At 40.6% G+C, this 20,960-nt stretch carries 20 protein-coding genes; 16 read left to right on the forward strand and 4 right to left on the reverse strand.

Annotated elements, in window-relative coordinates:
* The first annotated feature begins 115 nt into the window (after positions 1–115).
* Positions 116–1,357 (forward strand): malic enzyme-like NAD(P)-binding protein, encoded by a 1,242-nt coding sequence (locus H5158_RS14320; protein WP_145238508.1) that lies wholly within the window; start codon positions 116–118, stop codon positions 1,355–1,357.
* Between the two features lie 109 nt (positions 1,358–1,466).
* Here H5158_RS14320 and metJ read toward each other — a convergent pair whose 3' ends face one another.
* Positions 1,467–1,787 (reverse strand): met regulon transcriptional regulator MetJ, encoded by a 321-nt coding sequence (gene metJ / locus H5158_RS14325; RefSeq protein WP_016709540.1) that lies wholly within the window; start codon positions 1,785–1,787, stop codon positions 1,467–1,469.
* A 235-nt stretch (positions 1,788–2,022) separates the two neighbouring features.
* Here metJ and metB point away from each other — a divergent pair, with 235 nt between their 5' ends.
* Together metB and metL are read left to right on the forward strand one after the other, a co-directional pair.
* The gene (metB, locus tag H5158_RS14330; protein ID WP_182740291.1) at positions 2,023–3,285 is read left to right on the forward strand and encodes a cystathionine gamma-synthase; all 1,263 of its coding nucleotides are present in this window, start codon (positions 2,023–2,025) and stop codon (positions 3,283–3,285) included.
* A 6-nt stretch (positions 3,286–3,291) separates the two neighbouring features.
* Positions 3,292–5,637: a bifunctional aspartate kinase/homoserine dehydrogenase II gene (gene metL, locus H5158_RS14335; RefSeq protein WP_182740292.1), complete on the forward strand. Its 2,346-nt coding sequence runs from the start codon at positions 3,292–3,294 to the stop codon at positions 5,635–5,637.
* A gap of 81 nt (positions 5,638–5,718) precedes the next feature.
* Here the strand turns inward: metL and H5158_RS14340 are convergent, their stop codons facing one another.
* Positions 5,719–8,214 carry a penicillin-binding protein 1A gene (locus tag H5158_RS14340; RefSeq protein ID WP_182740293.1) on the reverse strand — a complete coding sequence of 832 codons (2,496 nt, stop codon included), beginning with the start codon at positions 8,212–8,214 and terminating at the stop codon, positions 5,719–5,721.
* A 132-nt stretch (positions 8,215–8,346) separates the two neighbouring features.
* Here H5158_RS14340 and H5158_RS14345 point away from each other — a divergent pair, with 132 nt between their 5' ends.
* The 9 genes from H5158_RS14345 to H5158_RS14385 all read left to right on the forward strand — a co-directional run bounded on the left by H5158_RS14345 (position 8,347) and on the right by H5158_RS14385 (position 17,245).
* On the forward strand, positions 8,347–9,426 hold the full coding sequence (locus tag H5158_RS14345) for a pilus assembly protein PilM (protein WP_145238520.1): 1,080 nt from the start codon (positions 8,347–8,349) through the stop codon (positions 9,424–9,426).
* The gene (locus H5158_RS14350) at positions 9,414–9,977 is read left to right on the forward strand and encodes a PilN domain-containing protein (protein WP_149982630.1); all 564 of its coding nucleotides are present in this window, start codon (positions 9,414–9,416) and stop codon (positions 9,975–9,977) included. Before H5158_RS14345 ends, H5158_RS14350 begins: the two co-directional genes overlap by 13 nt.
* Entirely contained in the window at positions 9,977–10,597 is a 621-nt protein-coding gene (locus H5158_RS14355; RefSeq protein WP_149982631.1) for a type 4a pilus biogenesis protein PilO, read from the forward strand. The genes H5158_RS14350 and H5158_RS14355 overlap by 1 nt, the downstream gene beginning before the upstream one ends.
* A complete protein-coding gene (locus H5158_RS14360; protein WP_182717697.1) occupies positions 10,594–11,130 on the forward strand; it encodes a pilus assembly protein PilP in 537 nt (178 codons plus the stop codon). The genes H5158_RS14355 and H5158_RS14360 overlap by 4 nt, the downstream gene beginning before the upstream one ends.
* Complete coding sequence (locus H5158_RS14365; protein ID WP_149982633.1) at positions 11,117–13,201, forward strand: type IV pilus secretin PilQ; 2,085 nt, start codon at positions 11,117–11,119, stop codon at positions 13,199–13,201. The genes H5158_RS14360 and H5158_RS14365 overlap by 14 nt, the downstream gene beginning before the upstream one ends.
* Positions 13,202–13,385: 184 nt before the next feature.
* Positions 13,386–13,904: a shikimate kinase AroK gene (aroK, locus tag H5158_RS14370; protein ID WP_008466255.1), complete on the forward strand. Its 519-nt coding sequence runs from the start codon at positions 13,386–13,388 to the stop codon at positions 13,902–13,904.
* Between the two features lie 25 nt (positions 13,905–13,929).
* Entirely contained in the window at positions 13,930–15,000 is a 1,071-nt protein-coding gene (gene aroB, locus H5158_RS14375; protein ID WP_182740294.1) for a 3-dehydroquinate synthase, read from the forward strand.
* Entirely contained in the window at positions 15,000–16,340 is a 1,341-nt protein-coding gene (locus tag H5158_RS14380) for an AAA family ATPase (RefSeq protein WP_182740295.1), read from the forward strand. Before aroB ends, H5158_RS14380 begins: the two co-directional genes overlap by 1 nt.
* 53 nt (positions 16,341–16,393) lie before the next feature.
* Positions 16,394–17,245 carry a Dam family site-specific DNA-(adenine-N6)-methyltransferase gene (locus H5158_RS14385; RefSeq protein WP_149982636.1) on the forward strand — a complete coding sequence of 284 codons (852 nt, stop codon included), beginning with the start codon at positions 16,394–16,396 and terminating at the stop codon, positions 17,243–17,245.
* On the opposite strand, the gene H5158_RS14390 is transcribed toward H5158_RS14385, so the two are convergent.
* The gene (locus H5158_RS14390; protein ID WP_182717699.1) at positions 17,208–17,393 is read right to left on the reverse strand and encodes a DUF2970 domain-containing protein; all 186 of its coding nucleotides are present in this window, start codon (positions 17,391–17,393) and stop codon (positions 17,208–17,210) included. The genes H5158_RS14385 and H5158_RS14390 overlap by 38 nt on opposite strands.
* A 4-nt stretch (positions 17,394–17,397) precedes the next feature.
* Positions 17,398–17,691 (reverse strand): hypothetical protein, encoded by a 294-nt coding sequence (locus tag H5158_RS14395; RefSeq protein WP_145238548.1) that lies wholly within the window; start codon positions 17,689–17,691, stop codon positions 17,398–17,400.
* Positions 17,692–17,975: 284 nt separating this feature from the next.
* Between H5158_RS14395 and rpe the strand changes: the two genes are divergently transcribed.
* The 4 genes from rpe (at position 17,976) to H5158_RS14415 (ending at position 20,845) form a co-directional block, all read left to right on the forward strand.
* A complete protein-coding gene (gene rpe, locus H5158_RS14400) occupies positions 17,976–18,659 on the forward strand; it encodes a ribulose-phosphate 3-epimerase (protein WP_182740296.1) in 684 nt (227 codons plus the stop codon).
* Complete coding sequence (locus H5158_RS14405; RefSeq protein ID WP_182740297.1) at positions 18,659–19,324, forward strand: HAD-IA family hydrolase; 666 nt, start codon at positions 18,659–18,661, stop codon at positions 19,322–19,324. Before rpe ends, H5158_RS14405 begins: the two co-directional genes overlap by 1 nt.
* 50 nt (positions 19,325–19,374) lie before the next feature.
* Positions 19,375–20,379 (forward strand): tryptophan--tRNA ligase, encoded by a 1,005-nt coding sequence (gene trpS, locus H5158_RS14410; RefSeq protein WP_145238557.1) that lies wholly within the window; start codon positions 19,375–19,377, stop codon positions 20,377–20,379.
* A gap of 157 nt (positions 20,380–20,536) precedes the next feature.
* Positions 20,537–20,845 (forward strand): hypothetical protein, encoded by a 309-nt coding sequence (locus tag H5158_RS14415; protein WP_145238560.1) that lies wholly within the window; start codon positions 20,537–20,539, stop codon positions 20,843–20,845.
* The last annotated feature ends 115 nt before the right edge of the window (positions 20,846–20,960 follow it).

A 20,960-nucleotide genomic window follows, 5' to 3' on the forward strand; every position in this document is an offset into this window, starting at 1 on the left:
GGATAGACCTGATATTGCTTGAATTTAATTATAATATAGGTATCGTTCCCTATAAGATATAAGAACTGCTTACTCTCACTTTCAACTTAACTTACTTGCAGGATAAAATCGCGTTATGTCAGACTTTCGTGAACAAGCTTTACATTACCATTCGCACCCCGTTCCAGGAAAAATTAGCGTTGAGCTTACAAAGCCAGCTGAAACCGTACAGGATCTTGCACTCGCATACAGCCCCGGTGTTGCAGAACCGGTACGTGAAATAGCTGCTGATCCCGCTAATGCCTACAAATACACGGGTAAAGGCAATATGGTTGCGGTTATTACTAACGGCACCGCTATTTTAGGTTTAGGTAACTTAGGTCCATTGGCTTCAAAACCGGTTATGGAAGGTAAAGCGTTATTATTTAAACGCTTTGCGGGTCTAGATTCGATAGATATTGAGGTGAAACACAATACCACCGAAGATTTCATCAATACAGTTGCTAACATCGCTGATACGTTTGGCGGTATTAACTTAGAAGACATTAAAGCGCCAGAGTGTTTTGAAATAGAAAAAGCATTGATCGAGCGTTGTAGCATTCCAGTGTTCCACGACGATCAACACGGTACCGCGATTGTAACGGCTGCTGGTATGATCAACGCACTTGAAGTACAAGGCAAAGAAATCGAAGATGCGATTATCGTTTGTTTAGGAGCCGGTGCCGCAGCGGTTGCGTGTATGGAGCTACTGATCAAGTGTGGTGCATTGCGTGAACATATTTACATGTTAGATCGTAAAGGCGTTATTCATACTCGTCGTGATGATTTAAACGAGTACAAACAGTTATTCGCTAACAATACAGATAAGCGCACACTGCAAGATGTTATTGCTGATGCCGATGTATTTGTTGGTGTATCTGGCCCGAATTTACTTTCTCCTGACGATCTTAAGTTAATGGCTGATCGACCTGTAGTGTTTGCCTGTTCAAACCCAGATCCAGAAATCTCACCAGTGCTTGCTCATGGTGCTCGCGATGATTTAATCATGGCAACGGGTCGTTCAGATTATCCAAACCAAGTTAACAACGTGCTGTGTTTCCCATTTATTTTCCGTGGTGCGCTAGATGTGCGTGCAAGCAAAATTAATGATGAAATGAAAATTGCTGCGGTTGACGCTATTCGTAGCATTGCTAAAGAACCAGTACCAGCGGAAGTATTAAAAGCGGCGGGTGTTGAGACACTTGAATTTGGTGCGCAGTATATTATTCCAAAACCGATGGATCCGCGTCTATTACCGCGCATTGCCAAAGCAGTAGCGCAAGCGGCAATTGATTCTGGTGTTGCACAAATTGATATGCCGGAAAACTACATGGAGTAGCTGCTTCGCTGCAATTGGTAATGGCACAATAATAAAAACCTCAGCAACTTACGTTACTGAGGTTTTTTTGTAGCCAATTCCTGAAGCAGGAATATATACAAATGATAACTTAATCTTCGTTGAGTACAGGTACTTCGAGACCCATCTCAAGCATGATTTTTTTCACTTCTTCAGGCACTTTCTCTGGATTATCTTTACGTAAATCTTCATCGTTTGGCAGTGGTTGGCCAGTAAATGCGTGTAAAAATGCTTCACAAAGTAATTCGCTATTTGTTGCATGGCGAAGATTATTAATTTGACGACGAGTGCGCTCATCAGTCAAAACTTTTAATACATTTAGCGGGATCGAAACGGTGATCTTTTTAACTTGTTCTGATTTTTTCCCGTGTTCTGCGTATGGGTGAATATATTCACCATTCCATTTAGCCATAGGATGTATCGTTGCCTCAGGTTGTTAATTGTTTGCGCGACCTTTTGCAGCGCAAAGATGGCGAAATTCTATCGTGTTAAAAAAGATAGTCAAATACTTGTTTTTTAGCCATCTAGAGGCTTAAATGTTTTTACTTCTAATCTTGCGGCTAAAACCGCATAAATGCTTTGACTTATTAAATTTGATCCTCTAACCTTTTAGACGTCTAAACATCCATTTAATTGTAGGTGACGGTATGAGTCAAAAGAATAAAGCAACCATTGCAGTACGCAATGGTATTGATGCAGATAAACATCACGGCGCGGTTGTGCCTCCCATTCATTTATCGACCACCTACTCATTTGCTGATTTTGATAAAAAGCGCCAATATGATTATGGCCGTAGCGGCAACCCAAACCGTGATTTACTCGCTGAAACGCTCGCTAAGCTTGAAGGTGGCGCTAAGGGGATTATCACTGCAACGGGCATGGCTGCGGTGCATTTAGCTACTCAGCTGCTAAACAGTGACGATACCTTAGTGATCCCACATGATTGCTATGGCGGTAGTTACCGCTTATTCACCTCACTTGAAAAGCGTGGCTTATTAAAGTTAGTGGTTTTAGATTTAACTAAATCTGAAAATCATCAAAAAATTCTTGAGATAAAACCAAAGCTAATTTGGATTGAAACACCGAGTAATCCTATCTTACGGTTAACCGATATTAAAGCGATCACCACGATTGCTAAGCAGTGCGGTGCGTTGGTTGGTGCCGATAACACATTTTTATCACCTGCTTTGCAAAACCCAATTGAGTTTGGTGTTGATATTGTGGTGCATTCGACCACTAAATATATTAACGGTCACTCAGATGTTGTTGGTGGTGCGGTGATCGCCGCTACCCAAGAGTTGGGTGATGAGCTTGCTTGGTGGGCTAATAACATTGGCATTACCGGTGCCCCGTTTGATAGCTACTTAACGTTACGTGGTTTACGTACTTTGAATGTTCGTTTACGTCAGCATCAAGAAAATGCCTTTATTATTGCCCAATATCTAGAAAACTCCCCTTATGTAAGCCAAGTATATTACCCTGGATTAGTATCTCATCCACAGCATGAACTCGCTAAACAGCAGCAACGTGGTTTTGGTGGCATGGTAAGCTTTGATATCAAAGGTGATATTAATAATGCTGCAGAATTTTTGACCAGCTTAGAAGAATTTAGCTTAGCTGAGTCATTAGGTGGGGTTGAGAGTTTGATTTGTCACCCTGCAACTATGACCCACGCAGGTATGGAGGCAACTGCTCGTCTTGCTGCGGGAGTAGGTGATACCCTGATCCGTATTTCGGTGGGCATTGAAGATGTAAAAGATTTAATCGCTGACTTAGATCGTGTATTCAATAAAGTGAAACCAGGTCAAGCTCAGCACGGCGTAAAAGTAATTGCTTCCTCTGTTCAACAACAAGATGATGAGCAATCAAACTCATTTAAACTGACTCCTGCACATACGGCTTTGTGGTAATAAAAAATGGTAAATATAGTTCATAAATTTGGTGGTTCTAGCCTTAGTTCTGCAGAGCGTTATCAGGCCGTAGCAAATATTATTCTAGCCCATACGGAAGCCGGTGATTGTGTGGTGGTATCCGCAGCCGGTAAAACTACCAATACGTTAGTTACGCTATGGCAGAGTTACCAGCAAGGTGATCAACAGGCAGTGAGTGATATATTATTGCAGCTTGATAATCATCAACGTACTTTGATCGAGCAGTTATTGAGTCCAGCAGCGCGACATACGGCATTAAACGTATTAGAACAGGAGCTAGCCTTAATTGCACAGCAAACTCAACAGCAAAGCTTACAGGAAGCCGCATTGCTTGCTCACGGTGAAGTTTGGTCGGCACGATTATTGGCTAGCTATTTAAAACAGTTAAATGTTACAGCTCAAGATGTTGATGCTCGTCAATTGTTTACCCTTAATGATGGGCAATTATTACATCAAAAAAATCAACAAGCCTGTGCCGAGTTAATTTCAGCCAATTGCATTAATATTGTTACTGGTTTTATAGCCGCTGATTGCCAAGCAAATACCGTTACTTTGGGGCGCAATGGCAGTGATTACAGCGCGACTTTGTTAAGCAGTTATTGTCATGCTAGTCAGGTATCAATTTGGACTGATACCCAAGGGGTGTTTAGTACCGACCCTCGTAAAGTAAAAAAAGCGATTAAGTATTCTAAAGTATGTCGTGGCCAAGCAAACTTACTGGCGCGTTTGGGCAACCCAGTGTTACATGCTAAAACTCTCTCGCCATTAAAAAATACTGATATCAAGTTAGTCGTTCGCAGTAGTTACGACAGCGAAGCTAGCGCGACAGAAATTGTCAAAGAAGGTTACAGCAAAGCTAAGCGTTTTATCACTACCTTAGAAAATATTGATTTACTGCGCATTGATCAGCTGCGTGGCGGTGAAATTGGCGAATTAAGTCAGCTTATTCAACACAGCTTGCATCATTTTATTAAAAACGGCGATACCTACTTACTAGTGCCGGCAGCAGCGACTCATCAGGTGGTGAGTCATTTGCAAGGGCGCGCTAATATTATTGAGTCGAACTTACATGGTTGCGCTGTTGTGGCGCCACGAAATGATGTAGCGCAATTATTTGAACAAGCAACGCAAGTGCTTAGTGAGCAAAGTTTAGTGCCGCGCTTTAGCCATCAAGATGCAGACTACATATTACTACTAACGGATCAATCTATTGATAGTGATGTGTTGACCTTATTGCATGATAAGCTGATTAACAAAGGCCAAGAGCTTGCCATTATTGTTGCTGGCCTTGGTAATGTTGGTGAAGTATTTATTGAGCAACTTAGTCAGCAACTTAATCGTTTGCAACAGCATTTTAGCGTAAAGCTGGTTGGTTTATTACGCTCGCGCTCTATGTTGTTCAGCCCAAGTGGTATCGTGCTTGAGCAATGGCAGTCGCAGTGGCAAAACGAAGCAATAGATTACCAAGAAGCTGATTTACTGACACGTATCAGCGAACTCGATTACGAACACAAAGTGCTGATTGATATTACTGCTAGTGAAGCGTTTAGTAAGCTTTACCCGGCGTTTGTAAATTTAGATTGTCACCTGATCAGTGCTAATAAATATGCGGGCACTGCAAATAATGACTGGTATCAAAATTTACGCCGTAATTTAGCTGAGCGTAACTTATTATGGCGTTATAACACCAGTGTTGGTGCGGGTTTACCAATTAATTTTGCGTTAGCTGATTTACAAAACAGTGGCGACAGTATTACCCATATTGAAGGCGTGTTCTCAGGCACTTTATCGTGGTTGTGTAGCAGTTATGATGGCAGTGTGGCGTTTTCCGATTTAGTGTTGCAAGCGCAGCAAATGGGTTACACCGAGCCTGATCCACGGGAAGATTTATCAGGGCGTGATATGCAGCGTAAGCTATTAATTTTAGCTCGTGAATTAGGGCTCACCTTAGAGCTTGATGAGATTGGCTTAACACCGTTGATGCCAGAGCAACTAGCGCAAGGTGATTGGCAGTCTTTTTTAGCTAATAAGCAGTTGCTTGATGACTTTATTGCTGAAAAAGCACAGTTAGCTGGCAAAGAAAACAAAGTACTGCGTTATACCGGTGCGTTAACAATTGCTGATGGCAAAGTAACCGCTAAAGTCGGTTTGGCTTATGCAACACAGGGTGATGCCTTAGCTAACTTAACTCCAGGTGATAATATCTTTGTTATCAACAGTCAGTGGTATAGCGATAATGCGTTGGTGATCCAAGGTCCTGGTGCAGGCAAAGAAGTTACCGCAGCAGGCGTGCATTCTGATTTATATTGGTTAATACAAAACTTAAAATGAGCTCTGAGTTTGTAAAATAAAAAAAGCGCCGATTGGCGCTTTTTTTATGTAGCAGCGATTTTATATCGCGATAGAGTAATATTAAAACAGCTCTTCTTCTGTTTTAGTCTCTTCTTCAAACACGTTTTCTACATGCTGCATCACATACTTAGTGGGCGAGGTGCCTTTTTCAAAGTATTCAAAGCGACTAGTGTAATCGTTCTTTTGACTCAAGAGTCCCGTTGCTAGATCGATTCGTACCGACACTAATCCTTCAGGTGGCTCGATTGGTGCTTCTGGCTTATCTTTGAGTGCTACTCGCATAAAGTCAATCCATGCTGGTTGAGCTGTTTTAGCACCAGATTCTGCACCAGAGATCTGGGTATTATCCATGTTGTTATTATACGTCGAGCGACCAAGCGGGTTACCTGGATTATCAAATCCAACCCAGACCGAGGTCATAACATTACGGTTAAAGCCGCTAAACCAAGTATCGACAGAGTCATTAGTAGTACCCGTTTTACCGGAAAGATCGCGACGTTCTAATACCTGAGCACGCCAACCTGTGCCACTCCAACCCGTTTTATGAGCCCAACTACCGCCTCCCCAAATTGCGCTATTCATCGCATCAGCTATCAAAAACGCGTTTTGTTTAGATATGATGCGCGGCGCACAATGATTTGCTGCTTGGCTGGTATTTAACCCAGAAGTAGACTCAAATTGAGTCGTTGTTAGCGGAGGAGTAACGGGATCACACGCTAATAGTGGTTCTGTTTTAAATAACACATTACCTGCAGAGTCTTGAATCTCATTAATGAAATAAGGGGTGATCAAATGACCGCCATTGGCAAATGTGCTCATGCCACGGGCAAGCTCTAAAGGAGTAATTGACGCACTACCTAAAGCTAGCGATTCACTGCGATTGATATCATTATTTTGAAAGCCAAATTTTAATAGGTGATCAGCTGTGCGCTGCAAGCCTACCCCGCGTAGTAAGCGCACCGAAATAACGTTTTTCGATTGTGCTAAAGCACGACGAATACGGATTGGGCCGTTATATATCGCAGGGCTGTTTTTTGGTCGCCATGCGACCCCTAGGCTCTTGTCCCATTGATTGATTGGTGCATCATTTAAAATAGACGCTAAGGTATAACCATTATTCAGCGCCGCTGAATAAATAAACGGCTTAATGTTAGAACCTACCTGACGTTTTGCTTGCACGGCTCGGTTATATTGGCTTTGTTCAAAGCTATAGCCACCAACAATCGCTTTAATGCGACCATCATTCGGATCCAGCGATACTAATGCACTTGACGCTTCAGGCAATTGGCTGAGTAGATAACTACCATCGTCATTTTTACGTAGCCAAATTTGCTCCCCTGGATTGAGTATGTCGGTAGCGGTTTTTGGAGGAAAACCTTGACGGTAACGGGTAATGTATTTGCGTGCCCATTTGAGATTATCCCAGTCTAGAGTGGCTTGCTCACCACTTTTTAATAACACTGTTGCCGTTTGATCTGCTACAGACAAAACTGCTGCTGTTAATAACGGGGCAATTTCTTTTACCGGTTTTAGCTTTGCTAAAATTTCACTAGAACTTAGGGCTGGTTGCGTTTCAAAATCCCACAGTTGCTGCTCTGGGCCACGATAGCCATGGCGCATATCGTATGCATGGAGATTATTAACGAGTGCTTTTTGCGCTGCGGCTTGTACGTCAGATTCAACACTGGTGTAAACTTTAAAGCCGGTATTATAGGCTTTTTCGTAGCCATAACGAGCGACCATTTCTGCACGCACCATTTCAGATATATAAGGCGCATATAAGTCTATTTCGGCACCATGAAATTTTGCCGTAATTGGTTCTTGAGAGCTTTGGTTGTAGTCTGCTTGAGAGATATAACCTTCATCGAGCATACGTCTGAGTACCACATTACGGCGTGCCTTGGCGCGAACTGGGTTTCTGATCGGATTTAAAGCTGACGGCGCTTTTGGTAAGCCTGCAATCATTGCCATTTGCGCTAAAGTTAACTCGTTTAGTTGCTTTCCATAATAGACTTGTGCAGCGGCTCCGATACCAAAAGCACGATTACCTAACTCTATTTTATTTAGGTATAAAGCGAGTATTTCATCCTTGGTAAGTAAGTTCTCAATGTGTAACGCAATGAAGATCTCTTTTACTTTACGGATATAGGCCTTTTCACGTGTTAAGAAGAAGTTACGAGCTAACTGCATTGTTATAGTACTTGCGCCTTGTTTTTTCTCACCAGTTGAAATTAATACGAGCGCTGAACGTAAAATACCTATAGGATCTATACCTATATGGTCATAAAAGCGGTTATCTTCAGTAGCTAAAATAGCATTTATGAGTGGTTGTGGGATCTCTTCTATAGTCACTGGAATGCGACGTTTTTCACCGAACTGGTTGATTAACAAACCATCTTTCGAAAAGACTTGCATAGGAGTTTGTAATTGCACGTCTTTTAAAACTTGCACACTGGGGATATCAGATTTAACGTAATAATAAAGGCTTACTAAGGTAATGAGCCCTAAAAACGCGCAGATGATAAAAAATTGTAAAGTTCGTTTCAATAAAATCACTTATATTTTCCCTAAATGGACTCCCAATTAGAATCGGAGACTGCTAGTATATATTGATTAAAAAATGAATAGTATTTTTTCATATAAAAATTATAACTTGTTTATTCTTAAAACAAAGGCCAAGTTGCGAACATGCTAAGTCAACTATTGAGTAAGTCTTCATCGATGATGGTAGGGATAGATATCGGTTCACATGCTATAAAAGCGGTGTTGCTGAATGAAACGGACAGTGGCTACAGGCTCGAAGCGCTAGCAATTGAGCCAATGCCAAAAGGTACAATGGCTGAGCGCAATATTCAAGATATTGAGGCAATTGGTAATATCATTACTAAGCTAAAGCGTAAGTTACCTAAGTCAATTCGTTCGGCAGCAGTGGCTGTATCGGGACAAACCGTCATTACTAAAGTAATTTTTATGGATGTTACGCTTAGCGATGCAGAGCTTGAGTCGCAAATAGAAATCGAGGCGGACAGCCTTATTCCCTATCCTTTAGATGAAGTTAGCCTAGATTTTGAAAAGCTCAGTACCAACGAAGCCGATCCTTCCAAAATGAATGTGTTGCTTTCAGCTGCGCGTACCGAAAGTGTTGAAGCTCGTGTTGGTGCATTAGAATCAGCTGGTTTAATAGCAAAAGTAGTTGATGTAGAAAGCTATGCGCTGAGTCGCGCAATGGATGTGTATTATCAGCAATTACCAAGCGATGCATTTAATAAGTGTGTAGCAGTGGTCGATATTGGCGCGGTACTTATGTTGGTAAGTGTGGTACTTGGCGGTGAAACGATTTACACCCGAGACCAAGTATTTGGTGGCGATCAATACACCAACAGCATAGTGGCTTATTACAATAAAAGTTTTGATGAAGCTGAAATAGGCAAAACTACTGGCGATCTTCCGCCTAACTATACGTTTGAAGTATTGGCACCATTTCAAACCTCATTATTACAGCAAGTGCGCCGCGCAGTGCAGATGTTTTTAACTACCAGTGGCAAAGATCAAATCGATTACATTGTGCTTACTGGTGGCACAGCGATGATTGATGGCCTTGATCGATTGCTAATTGAAGAACTAGGTATTCATACCATAGTGGCTGAGCCTTTTGAAAATATGGATATTTCCCACCATGTCGATCGCAATGTGTTACAGCGTCATCGTACTCAATTTGCAATAGCGACAGGTTTGGCATTAAGGAGTTTTTCATCATGCCACATATAAATCTACTGCCGTGGCGCGAACAGCAGCGAAAACAATCGCAGAATAAATTTGTCACTATTTTATTTTTCGTGGTGCTTGGCAGTTTTATCAGTATGTATTTATTGAGTAGCTATTACGGTGGTTTACGAGACGGTCAAAATATTAAAAATAATTACCTTTCAACTGAAATAGGGCAATTAGATCGGCGTATTAGTGAAATTCGTGAGTTAGATAAAAAGAAAGAAAACTTACAGCAACGTATGCGCTTAATTGAAGAGCTGCAAAGTAGTCGTAATTTAGGCACACAAATTATGGATGAAGTTGCCAAAATTGTACCAACGGGTGTTTATCTAACTAAGTTAGAACGCCGTGGTAGTGCAATTCATGTGGTTGGCCGTAGCGAATCTAATAATTATTTGTCAAACATGTTGCGCCAAGTACAAAACTCCTATCTGCTCGAAAAGCCGACAATGCAAGGCATTATTGCAGGGGAGAAATCGTCTCGTTTATTGAGTGATTTTAATATGGAATTTTATGTAAAACCCTTTGATAAGATTGGAGAGGTTAAATAATGAACCTTGATATCAAAGCGTTAACAGAGATTGAATGGAACGAAATTGAGCTTGAAAATATCGGCGATTGGCCAATAGTTGTCAAGGTTATTTGCTGTACTTTTGTAGCTGCCTTGGTGCTGTTTTTTAGTTACAGCTTATTGGTTTCAGATGAAATAGATAGCTACCACAATGCAGTTAGTAAAGAAGTTGAGTTACGCAGTACCTATCGAGTGAAATATGCTGTGGCCAGTAATCTAGAAATTTACCGTCAACAAATGGTTGAAATGGAAGAAAAGTTTTCTTTACTACTAAAGCGCTTACCGACTTCAAACGAAACACCAGGCTTACTTGATGATTTATCTTATGTGGGCACGACCAGTGGCTTAACCTTTCTTAAAATTGGCTGGTTACCAGAAGTGGAAAAAGAATTTTATACTGAGTTACCGATTAAAATTGAAGTAATAGGTAGCTACCATGAGTTTGGTGATTTTGTTGGTAAAGTGGCGCAACTTCCTCGTATAGTAAGTTTGCATGACTTTTCAATTAATAGTTCAGACTCAGGCAAACTGACATTTAGCGTGGTTGCCAAAACTTACCGCTATGAAGGCGGCGTGAAGAAAGTAGGGGCTAAAAAATGAAAAAACTAGCCTTTGTTTTACTCAGCGGTATTTTGGTGAGCGCATGTAACGATGATACTTCTGAGCAAAAAGAATTTATTGATCAGGTAAAAGCCAGCACTACACCTAAGGTAGAGGCCATTCCAAAACTGACCCAATTTGAGCACTTTGAATACAATGCACAGCAACTACGTAGTCCTTTTGTTGCGCCGCAACCGGAAATTATTCAAAATAACATGATCCAAGTTAAAAACTGCTTACACCCTGATCCTGATCGTACGCGTGAAGTATTAGAGAAATATCCGTTGGATAACCTAGCAATGAAAGGCACGCTGGGTTCTGGTGGCCAAACATGGGCATTAATTAAAGCTGCAGATGATACTTTACACCGAGTTACTATCGGTAATCATATTGGTTTGTATCATGGTGTTGTACAAGATGTTAAAAGTGATTATATAGAATTGTTAGAATTAATACCCGACGGGTCTGGTTGTTGGAAAGAGCGCCTGACGAAGCTGGAAATGTTAGAGGCGGGATCCAATGGCACTAGTTAAAAATAAAAAAGGTAAAATTAAAATGCATAAGGGAGTATCTTGGAGTAATCGCATTCAGCAGGCTTTGTTTGTTGTTATTGCCCTTTTTATCACGCAATCAGCAATGGCTACGCCGCTATTGTATGATGTTCGTTATAGCCCGCTAATAGCTGGAGAAACACAGTTACAGCTGGTATTTGATGAAGAGCTGACTGAAGAGCCAAAAGTTCAGGTATTTAATAACCCGGCTCGTATTGAAATGCGCTTTAATGCAGCTAGTGTTGAACAAGGTTTAAGTGAAGTACAAATCAACCAAGCAGGTATTGAAAAAGTTAATAGTGTAGCTGTTGATGGTAACTTGATTGTCACTGTTCATTTAGAGCGTTTAAAAATTTACCAAACAACGGTGAACAATAACCTTGTTTCATTACACGTCTCAGATAATCCGATCACGTCACAACAAGATGCTAATACCGCTAAAGAAGTGACTGGCAATTACATCAACTCAATCCAGTCTATTGATTTTCGTCGCGGTGAAAAAGGTGAAGCGCGAGTCTTAGTCTTTTTACAAGATACTCAAGCTGCGATTGATGTGCATGAAAGTGGCGGTAAAATTATTGCTGAGTTTCATCATACCGATATTTTAGATGACTTATTATATGAGCTAGATGTGCTAGATTTTGGCACTGTAGTGAGCTCAATTGAGACATTTAAAGAAAATAATATGAGTAGGGTAGTGATAACCCCTAATGCCGCGTTTAAATTCACTTATCAACAAATTGAAAATATTCTTACACTTACAGTTGAAAAAGATGAATCGCAACGTTCATATTTAGAAGGTGGTAAAGAATACCAAGGTCGCCCAATGACCCTAAACTTTCAAGACATCTCTGTGCGTGCCGTATTGCAAATTATTGCCGGCTATAATGATTTCAACCTAGTAACCAGTGACTCAGTCAGTGGCAACATAACTCTGCGTTTAGATGGTGTGCCTTGGGATCAAGCTCTTGACGTGGTATTACGCGTTAAAGGTTTAGATAAGCGTATGGATGGCTCTATATTAATGGTGGCACCATCTGAAGAGCTTGCCGCCCGCGAAGCGAAAGATCTAAAAGCCAAACAACAAGTTGAAGACTTAGAGCCGCTTTATAGTGAATATATTCGTTTGAATTATGCTAAAGCGGAAGAGTTTGCTGATTTACTGAAAACCGACACTAACAGCATTATTAGTGCTCGCGGCAGTGTATCCGTTGATAAACGTACCAATACCTTGTTAATTAAAGACACCGTTAAAAGCATTGCAAGTGTTCGCCGTATGGTCGAAACTTTGGATATAGCGGTTAGACAAGTTATTATTGAGGCACGTATGGTTACTGTACGTGATAACGTAAAAGAAGACTTAGGAGTACGTTGGGGGTTTAGTGATCAACAAGGCACTGATGGTATTTCAGGTACCTTAGAAGGTGCTAATACGATTTCTAACGGCACCATTCCAAGTATTTCTGATCGCCTTAATGTAAACTTGCCTATCACAGGTGCCGCTGGCAGTATTGGTATGCACGTTGCTAAATTAGCAAATGGCACGTTACTTGATTTAGAGCTAACCGCGCTTGAAGAAGAAAACCGTGGTGAAATTATCGCAAGTCCGCGCATTACGACTGCCAACCAGAAAAAAGCACGTATTGAACAAGGTACCGAAATACCGTATGTTGAATCTGCTTCAAGTGGTGCTACAACTGTTAGCTTTAAAAAGGCAGTATTGAGTCTTGAGGTAACACCACACATCACCCCAGATAATAAAGTTATCTTGGATTTAATCATTACCCAAGATACCCGAGGTGATACGGTACAAACTGGAACTGGTCCTGCAGTTGCAATTGATACCCAAGAAATTCAAACCCAAGTACTGGTTGAGAATGGTCAAACCGTGGTACTTGGTGGTATATTCCAGCAGCAAATCATTAACTCAGTTAAAAAAGTACCATTATTAGGTGATATTCCTTACCTAGGAGTGCTGTTTAGAAGCACTAGTGAGTTTAATGAAAAGAAAGAATTGCTGATTTTCGTTACTCCGAAAATCCAAATAGAGTAATTTACACTGATTTATTCTTACACAATGGGCAATTATTGACTTTAATTGCTCGTTAATTGGCTTTTTGTTCTAATTGACTTGAAATACCCAATCAATTACTGAGATAATCCCCTCCTTAATTTTGGGGCCAGGTCGTTAGGCGGGGTTTTATTTCAAATTTTAGAGTTCGTTTGTACTAAAAGATATGGCTGAAAAACGTAATATATTTCTAGTTGGCCCTATGGGGGCTGGCAAAAGCACAATTGGTCGTCACATTGCAGATCAATTGCACCTTGAATTTGTCGATTCTGATCAAGAAATCGAACGCCGTACCGGTGCAGATATTGCCTGGGTGTTCGATCTTGAAGGTGAAGAAGGCTTTCGACTTCGTGAAGAATCTGTCATTGGCGATCTAACAGAAATGCAAGGTATTGTACTTGCAACTGGTGGTGGTTCTGTGATGAGTAAAGAAGTACGAAACAAGCTTTCGGCTCGTGGTATTGTTGTATACCTAGAGACACCTATCGAAAAGCAAGTTGCACGCACGCAGCGCGACAAGCGTCGCCCATTACTGCAAACAGAAGAAGCACCTCGTGATGTATTAGAGCGCTTAGCTGAAGAACGCGAACCGTTGTATAAAGAAGTAGCTGATTTTGTTGTACGCACTGATGAGCAAAGCGCTAAAGTTGTCGCTAATCAAATCATCGAGAAATTAGATTTTTAAATACCAATAAGAAAGGATACTAGCGATGCTTGAATTAACAGTTAATTTAGACGAGCGAAGTTATCCTATTTATATTGGTCAATCTGCTCTTCAACAGACTGACAGGCTGCATCATCATATTGGTGATTGTCGACCTATCATTATCACTAATGACACCATTGCACCTTTGTACTTAAGCGATGCAATGGAGTTATTAGCTGATTTAAATCCGCTAAGTTTTATTATTCCTGATGGTGAGCAATATAAATCACTGGAATGGTTTGAGAAAATCTCGGCATTTTTGCTTGAAAACAATTGCGGCAGAGATACTTGCTTAATCGCCCTTGGTGGTGGTGTGGTCGGTGATCTGACTGGTTTTGTTGCGGCCTGCTATCAACGCGGGGTACCGTTTATTCAAGTACCCACTACCTTATTATCGCAAGTTGATTCATCAGTTGGCGGTAAAACGGCGGTTAACCATCCTTTGGGTAAAAACATGATTGGGGCTTTTTATCAGCCGCAAGCCGTGTTTATTGATACTCAATCATTGCATACACTTCCTGCTCGTGAATTTGCAGCCGGTATGGCTGAAGTTATTAAATATGGCTTAATTTACGATACAGAATTATTTACTTTTCTAGAAAACAACACCGCGCAATTACAGGCTTTGGATGAAGAAACCATTCAGCATGTGATTTTTCGTTGTTGTGAAATTAAAGCACTGATTGTCGCTCAGGATGAAAAAGAAGCAGGACTACGAGCGTTACTTAATTTAGGCCATACCTTTGCGCATGCTATCGAAGCGCAAATGGGATACGGCCAATGGCTACATGGTGAAGCTGTTGCCACTGGCATGGTATTAGCTGCACAGCTAGCTCATACTCGTGGTGATTTAAGTGCACAAGAAGTTGCAAGGATCGTTACCTTAATAGCACAATATAATTTGCCTAGTGAGATCCCTGATGTGATGACTGCTGAACATTTCCTTCATCATATGCGTAAAGATAAAAAGAATAAAAAAGGCACGATCCGTTTTATTCTTCCTACTGCGTTTGGTCAATGCGCGTTGGTTGATGATGTATCAGATCAACAGGTCCGAAATTTAATAGGGCGCTAATGCAATCGCAAATCTTACCTAGCCGTGCGGCTTTGGTTGATCGGATTGCCCTACAGTTTGAATATGGGCAAAATTTAATTGTCTTACTGGGTTCTTCTGGACTTGGTAAAAGTTATCTTCTCGAAACCTTCATTACTGATAAATACAGTGATTTTAATAAGTCATTTGTGCAGCTTAGTGCGCGTATGAGTGATATGCAATTGATGAGTGAGTTACTGGAACAAAGCTTCCGCTCGCCGTTAATTGATCAAAACCTAAGCCTGTCAGAAAATTTTTACCAACTAGCTAAACAGCAAAACTGTGGTCCATGTTTATGGGTGTTAGATGGTGGACGGCATTTATCTGAAGAAATGGTCGAAGAGTTAACAACGCTTGCCAAGCATAGTCCTACTACTTTATATGTCTTACTGGCATCGCAATCAGTGGGGCAATTTAAAAGCGCTGTTGAAATTCATCTCGAAGCACTTTCAATAGCAGAAAGTAAACAGTTGATGAAGTGCTATTTTAATGATTTACCTTATGATGAAGACCCGGTATTTCAAACCTTTTTGCGCGAAGCACACGGTAATCCGAGTTTATTGTTAGCGTGGCAACCAACACAGCACACAGCTAAGGTTGTAGTCACTGATAAAGTATCTTGGCGAGTACATTTAATAACGCTGCTAGTGATTATTATGTTACTCATCATTGGTTTTTTATATAAATCTGATATGACCCGTTGGTGGCAGGATTTTTATCAGCCACAACCAGAAACTCCAGTGGCGACGGCAATCGCAGTCGATACTTTAAAGCAAGCTGTAACAGAACCTGCGGTGACAATAGATTCCTCACAAGTAGAAGCTGCAGATGCTCAATCAGCTGCTCAACAAGCCCAACCAGAGCAAGACAAGCCGCTTATTGATAATCCTACTCAGGAAAATAATGTTGCGGCAATACTAGATAGTTTAGCGCCAGTTGCAGAGCCTGTTGATATCACGACTAGCTTGGCTGAAGAACCCACTGTGGTAGAGCTTGTTCCTCAAGCGCAGCAAATTATGCCAGCAGATAATGCTTGGTATCTACAACAGCCGGATAGTAAGGTCGTGATCCAGTTACTAGCGGTAACTCAGCAAACAATCGCCGAGCAGTTTGTTGCTAAACAGTCGCTGCAAGTACTTGGTAAAGTCTATCAAACACGCCGCAACGATAAAATGTGGTGGGTGGTAACCTATGGCAGCTTTGATAACTTAAATGCGGCTCGCGAAGCGCTAGCAAGCCTACCTGAAGCGGTGCGTAAAAATCAGCCGTTTTATAAAAAAATCAGTAAAATAAAACAAGAAATCGCGTTACTAGATCAGTAAATTTACACTGTTTAGTGTAAAATCGCGGCACACCAGTTTGAAGTAAAGAGCCGATGCAGAAAAAGACCAGAGCCTTCCTTAAATGGGCTGGCGGAAAATACAGCTTAGTTGAAGATATTAGCGCGCGCTTAAATGAAGCGAGCAAACACGCTGATACCTTAGTTGAACCGTTTGTAGGTGCTGGCTCGGTATTTTTAAACACAGATTTTAAAGATTATATTCTTAATGATATTAATGCTGATCTCATTAACTTGTATAACGAATTAAAAAATTCTCCAGATGAATTCATCAGCGATGCTAAAAAGCTGTTTGTTGATTTAAACAACCAGCCTGACGCATATTATGATTATCGCGTACAGTTTAATCAAAGTAATGACATTTACGAGCGAGCGATTTTATTTTTATATATGAATCGCCACGGCTACAACGGTTTATGCCGCTATAACCTGAAAGGAATTTTTAATGTTCCGTTCGGTAAGTATAAACGTCCGTATTTTCCTGAAAAAGAAATGTACTTTTTTGCCGAAAAAGCGCAACAAGCCACGTTTACTTGTTTAGGTTATGACGATGTATTTAAATTAGTACCCGATAACGCCGTGATCTATTGCGATCCACCTTATGTGCCTTTGAGTAAAACGGCGTCGTTTACCTCTTATGCTAAGGGTGGCTTTAATTTAGATGATCAGGCGAATCTAGCTAATTTAGCTGAGCAAGCGGCATTTGAAAACAAAACACCGGTATTGATCTCGAATCATGACACTGTATGGACACGTAAAATATATAGCCAAGCAACGTTAGCTGAAATTCAAGTTAAGCGGACGATTAGCCCAAAAGGTGGTTCGCGCAATAAAGTTAATGAGTTGATGGCTATGTACTTAGCACCCAAGTCACCACGCCATAGATAGCGGTTACAAAAGATATAAATAAAATAATAGCGATGATAATAATACTGGTAGGCGAGTGTTGTTTAAAGTCAGCGTGACGCTTGTGTTCAGATTGCACGCCAAAAAATGCCGCAACAACACTTTGTATAGCGCTGATCAGTTGCCGCATTTTACTAGAACCTAGGACTAAGTGAACGTGCTTTTTGTGGTTCGTCTGAGCTGGTTAATAATTCAAGTAAATCTAAATAATGAAATTGTGCACTGCGACTATCACCAGTGATCCATGACATCCAACTTGATTCTTGTTCGACCTTCATACATTGCACTGCATTATTAATTTTTAAATGGCCTGAGCTACATTCGCAATCGTTAGCTGCGATAAGTGTATTATCACTTTTTGAAAAATAGCTTAGTGTACCGATAGTTATAGCAGCCGCAGTTAAGATCCCGATTTTAAAAGCACGCATTTTACTAAGTCCATAATAGTGTTACTCACTAGAGCATACATAAAAAATGCTCAAATAACAAACTTAATTTATCCTTAACAAATATAAAAAATTAATAAAATTAGAAGGTTAAGGTAAAAATAATGTTTATATTTTGCTGTTTAAAATATAACCGTTGCAAAACTTCAAATAGAGTTAAAGCTTTAATTAACTGGGATTCTTGGGGAATAGCTTGATTTAGGTTACATTATGGCAATTAATGGCCCTGCTATTTTGCGCATTTTTAATATCACTAAGGATTGTTTATGTTAGAAACACTACAAAAGTACCTTATCGCCCCGTCTATTTTATCTGCTGATTTTGCCCGTTTGGGCGAAGATGTTGAGCGTGTTTTAGCTTCTGGTGCAGATGTAGTTCATTTTGATGTGATGGATAATCACTATGTGCCAAACTTAACAATTGGGCCTATGGTGTGCAAAGCGCTACGTGATTATGGTATTACTGCGCCTATTGATGTGCATTTAATGATTAAACCGGTCGATAGTTTAATACCGCAATTTGCTGATGCTGGTGCTTCAATCATTACTTTTCATCCTGAAGCGAGTGAACATATTGATCGCACTTTGCAGCTGATCAAAGATCATGGTTGCCAAGCTGGTTTAGTCTTTAACCCTGCGACGAGTTTAAGCTATTTAGAACATGTGATTGATAAGCTTGATGTGATTTTATTAATGTCGGTTAATCCAGGTTTTGGCGGTCAAAGTTTTATTCCTCATACTTTGGAAAAACTACGCCAAGCACGGAAAATAATTGATGATTCAGGTCGTGCTATTCGTTTAGAAGTAGATGGTGGTATTAAAGTCGATAATATTGCGGCGGCGGCTCAAGCCGGTGCTGACATGTTTGTTGCCGGCTCTGCTATTTTTAATCAGCCAGATTACCAACAAGTAATTGAGCAAATGCGTGCCCAGTTAGAGGGTGTAAAATAATGAAGTATGAAGCCGCTTTATTTGATCTTGATGGTACTTTAGTTGATAGTGTTTATGATTTATATATAGCCATGAATCTGACTTTATCTGGTTTAGCTTTTCCAATTGTAAGTCAGGGGTTGGTACAAAGCTGGGTTGGTAACGGCATTGAAATGCTGGTTAGGCGAGGCCTCAGTGGCGACATGAAAGTCAGTGAACACCTAGATCCAGCATTAGCAGATAAAGCAATTGCGCTTTTTTATGATCATTATGAGCAACAAGTAGGTGAATACAGTGTGCTTTATCAACACGTAGAAACAGGCCTTGCGGCGTTACGTGGTATACCAAAAGCGTTGATCACTAACAAAGCCCGCTGCTTTACTGAAAAGCTACTTGATAAGCTCGCTTTAAGAAGTCATTTTGAGGTGATAGTGTGTGGTGATGACATGGCCAAAAAGCCTTCACCAGAGCCTCTTTTATTTGCTTGTCAGCAATTAAATGTACCAGTGAGTCAAGCAATTATGATTGGTGACTCAAAAAGTGATATCTTAGCGGCGCAAGCGGCACATATAGACGTACTTGCCGTTAATTATGGTTATAACCAAGGTGAAAATCTTGCTGATTTGAATCCACAGTACCTCTGTGAGAATTTCTTAGATATAATACCTGTTCTTACCCAGCGTTAAGCGATTTTTTAATTTTAGCATTTTTTATTTTTGTAATATAAAGGAACATCATGAGTAAACCAGTAGTGTTAAGTGGCATGCAGCCAACCGGTGGAATGACAATAGGCAACTATGTTGGCGCTATTAACCAGTGGGTAAAGCTACAGGAAGAGTATGATAGTCACTTTATGTTAGCTGATTTGCACGCGATTACGTTACGCCAAGATCCAGAGCTTTTAAAAACCCGTGTATTAGATGGTATAGCTTTGTATGTTGCATGTGGTATTGATCCAGATAAAGCTGCTTTATTTGTGCAGTCGCAAGTGCCTGAACATGCACAGCTAGGTTGGGTACTAAACTGTTATGCGCAAATGGGGGAGCTTAACCGCATGACCCAGTTTAAAGATAAGTCAGCAAAGAACACCAGCAACGTAAACGTTGGTTTGTTTGCTTATCCGGTATTACAAGCAGCTGATATTTTACTTTATCAAGCGGCGCAAGTACCAGTAGGTGATGATCAAAAGCAGCACCTTGAACTAACACGCGATATCGCAACGCGCTTTAATAACTTATATGGTGAAGTTTTCACGATCCCAGAACCTTACATTCCAGAGTTTGGTGCGCGCGTAATGAGCCTGCAAGATCCACTGAAAAAAATGTCTAAATCAGATGAAAACCCAAATGGTTTTATCATGATGTTAGACGAACCAAAAAAGATCGAGAAAAAGCTTAAAAAAGCAGTAACCGATTCAGACGAGCAAGCGCGTATTTATTTTGATCGCACTGAAAAACCAGGCGTATCAAACTTACTAACACTTATGTCTGTTGCAACTAAGCGCTCAATTGAAGAGTTAGTGCCTGAATACGAAGATAAAATGTATGGCCATCTGAAAAAAGACACCGCTGACGCAGTAGTGAGCATGATCGAGCCAATCCAAGCGCGCTTTAAAGAGATACGTGAAGATCAAGCATTGCTCAACAACATCATGAAAACCGGTGCTGAAAAAGCCAGCGCACGTGCAGAGATAACCTTAAAGTCTGTTTACAACGCGTTAGGATTTATTCCACGTCCGTAACGCTTGCTAATAACTAATCATATAAAGCCAGATGGTTCCAACTACAACGGAATATCTGGCTTTTTTGTTGCTGTTATATACAAATTTAGGCTCGAAGCAGCAGCTTTAATCTTATTTAAATTCAAGTGTTAAGTGCAATCGTTATGAGATTAAGTTCATGGAATACTTCAAAATTACGTTAAAGTTCGAAAATGGACGTATATCTTCTTCTGATTTAAAGACGCTCAAGTCTTATTTAGGACAAGGTCTACATGAAATAAAGCAGCGCATTGCGCTGCAAGATGATCTCTTGGTGTGTATTTTACGCAGTAGCGAGTTTTTTAAAGGTGTTGCTGAGGCAAGAGAATTGTTGGCAGGTTTGGAGTCGGATTACCGACTATTTAGTAACGGCGAAATAGTGGATTTGTCCTTTCTCGATGAATTGATAACTCGTATTGCAGGGATTGAACTTAAAAGCATCAGATAACAAGCTATTTAGCTCGCGGGATATAAACATGCTTATTATATAAAGCTCAGCTTCCACCTATTAACTCAAAGTAATTGCCAAATTAAAAAACAGGTTTGACTTTAATTCACTGACT

The sequence above is a fragment of the Pseudoalteromonas sp. SR45-6 genome (assembly GCF_014163545.1).
Lineage (GTDB): Bacteria > Pseudomonadota > Gammaproteobacteria > Enterobacterales > Alteromonadaceae > Pseudoalteromonas > Pseudoalteromonas rhizosphaerae.

Bases quoted from the DNA above. Each gene is read 5' to 3' on its own strand.
- H5158_RS14405 (WP_182740297.1), top strand. From the start codon at position 18,659: ATGAAGTATGAAGCCGCTTTATTTGATCTTGATGGTACTTTAGTTGAT.
- H5158_RS14320 (WP_145238508.1), top strand. From the start codon at position 116: ATGTCAGACTTTCGTGAACAAGCTTTACATTACCATTCGCACCCCGTT.
- H5158_RS14365 (WP_149982633.1), top strand. From the start codon at position 11,117: ATGGCACTAGTTAAAAATAAAAAAGGTAAAATTAAAATGCATAAGGGA.
- metJ (WP_016709540.1), bottom strand. From the start codon at position 1,787: ATGGCTAAATGGAATGGTGAATATATTCACCCATACGCAGAACACGGG.
- H5158_RS14385 (WP_149982636.1), top strand. From the start codon at position 16,394: ATGCAGAAAAAGACCAGAGCCTTCCTTAAATGGGCTGGCGGAAAATAC.
- metB (WP_182740291.1), top strand. From the start codon at position 2,023: ATGAGTCAAAAGAATAAAGCAACCATTGCAGTACGCAATGGTATTGAT.
- aroK (WP_008466255.1), top strand. From the start codon at position 13,386: ATGGCTGAAAAACGTAATATATTTCTAGTTGGCCCTATGGGGGCTGGC.
- H5158_RS14360 (WP_182717697.1), top strand. From the start codon at position 10,594: ATGAAAAAACTAGCCTTTGTTTTACTCAGCGGTATTTTGGTGAGCGCA.
- H5158_RS14395 (WP_145238548.1), bottom strand. From the start codon at position 17,691: ATGCGTGCTTTTAAAATCGGGATCTTAACTGCGGCTGCTATAACTATC.
- H5158_RS14415 (WP_145238560.1), top strand. From the start codon at position 20,537: ATGGAATACTTCAAAATTACGTTAAAGTTCGAAAATGGACGTATATCT.
- rpe (WP_182740296.1), top strand. From the start codon at position 17,976: ATGTTAGAAACACTACAAAAGTACCTTATCGCCCCGTCTATTTTATCT.
- H5158_RS14390 (WP_182717699.1), bottom strand. From the start codon at position 17,393: ATGCGGCAACTGATCAGCGCTATACAAAGTGTTGTTGCGGCATTTTTT.
- H5158_RS14380 (WP_182740295.1), top strand. From the start codon at position 15,000: ATGCAATCGCAAATCTTACCTAGCCGTGCGGCTTTGGTTGATCGGATT.
- metL (WP_182740292.1), top strand. From the start codon at position 3,292: ATGGTAAATATAGTTCATAAATTTGGTGGTTCTAGCCTTAGTTCTGCA.
- H5158_RS14350 (WP_149982630.1), top strand. From the start codon at position 9,414: ATGCCACATATAAATCTACTGCCGTGGCGCGAACAGCAGCGAAAACAA.
- trpS (WP_145238557.1), top strand. From the start codon at position 19,375: ATGAGTAAACCAGTAGTGTTAAGTGGCATGCAGCCAACCGGTGGAATG.
- aroB (WP_182740294.1), top strand. From the start codon at position 13,930: ATGCTTGAATTAACAGTTAATTTAGACGAGCGAAGTTATCCTATTTAT.
- H5158_RS14345 (WP_145238520.1), top strand. From the start codon at position 8,347: ATGCTAAGTCAACTATTGAGTAAGTCTTCATCGATGATGGTAGGGATA.
- H5158_RS14355 (WP_149982631.1), top strand. From the start codon at position 9,977: ATGAACCTTGATATCAAAGCGTTAACAGAGATTGAATGGAACGAAATT.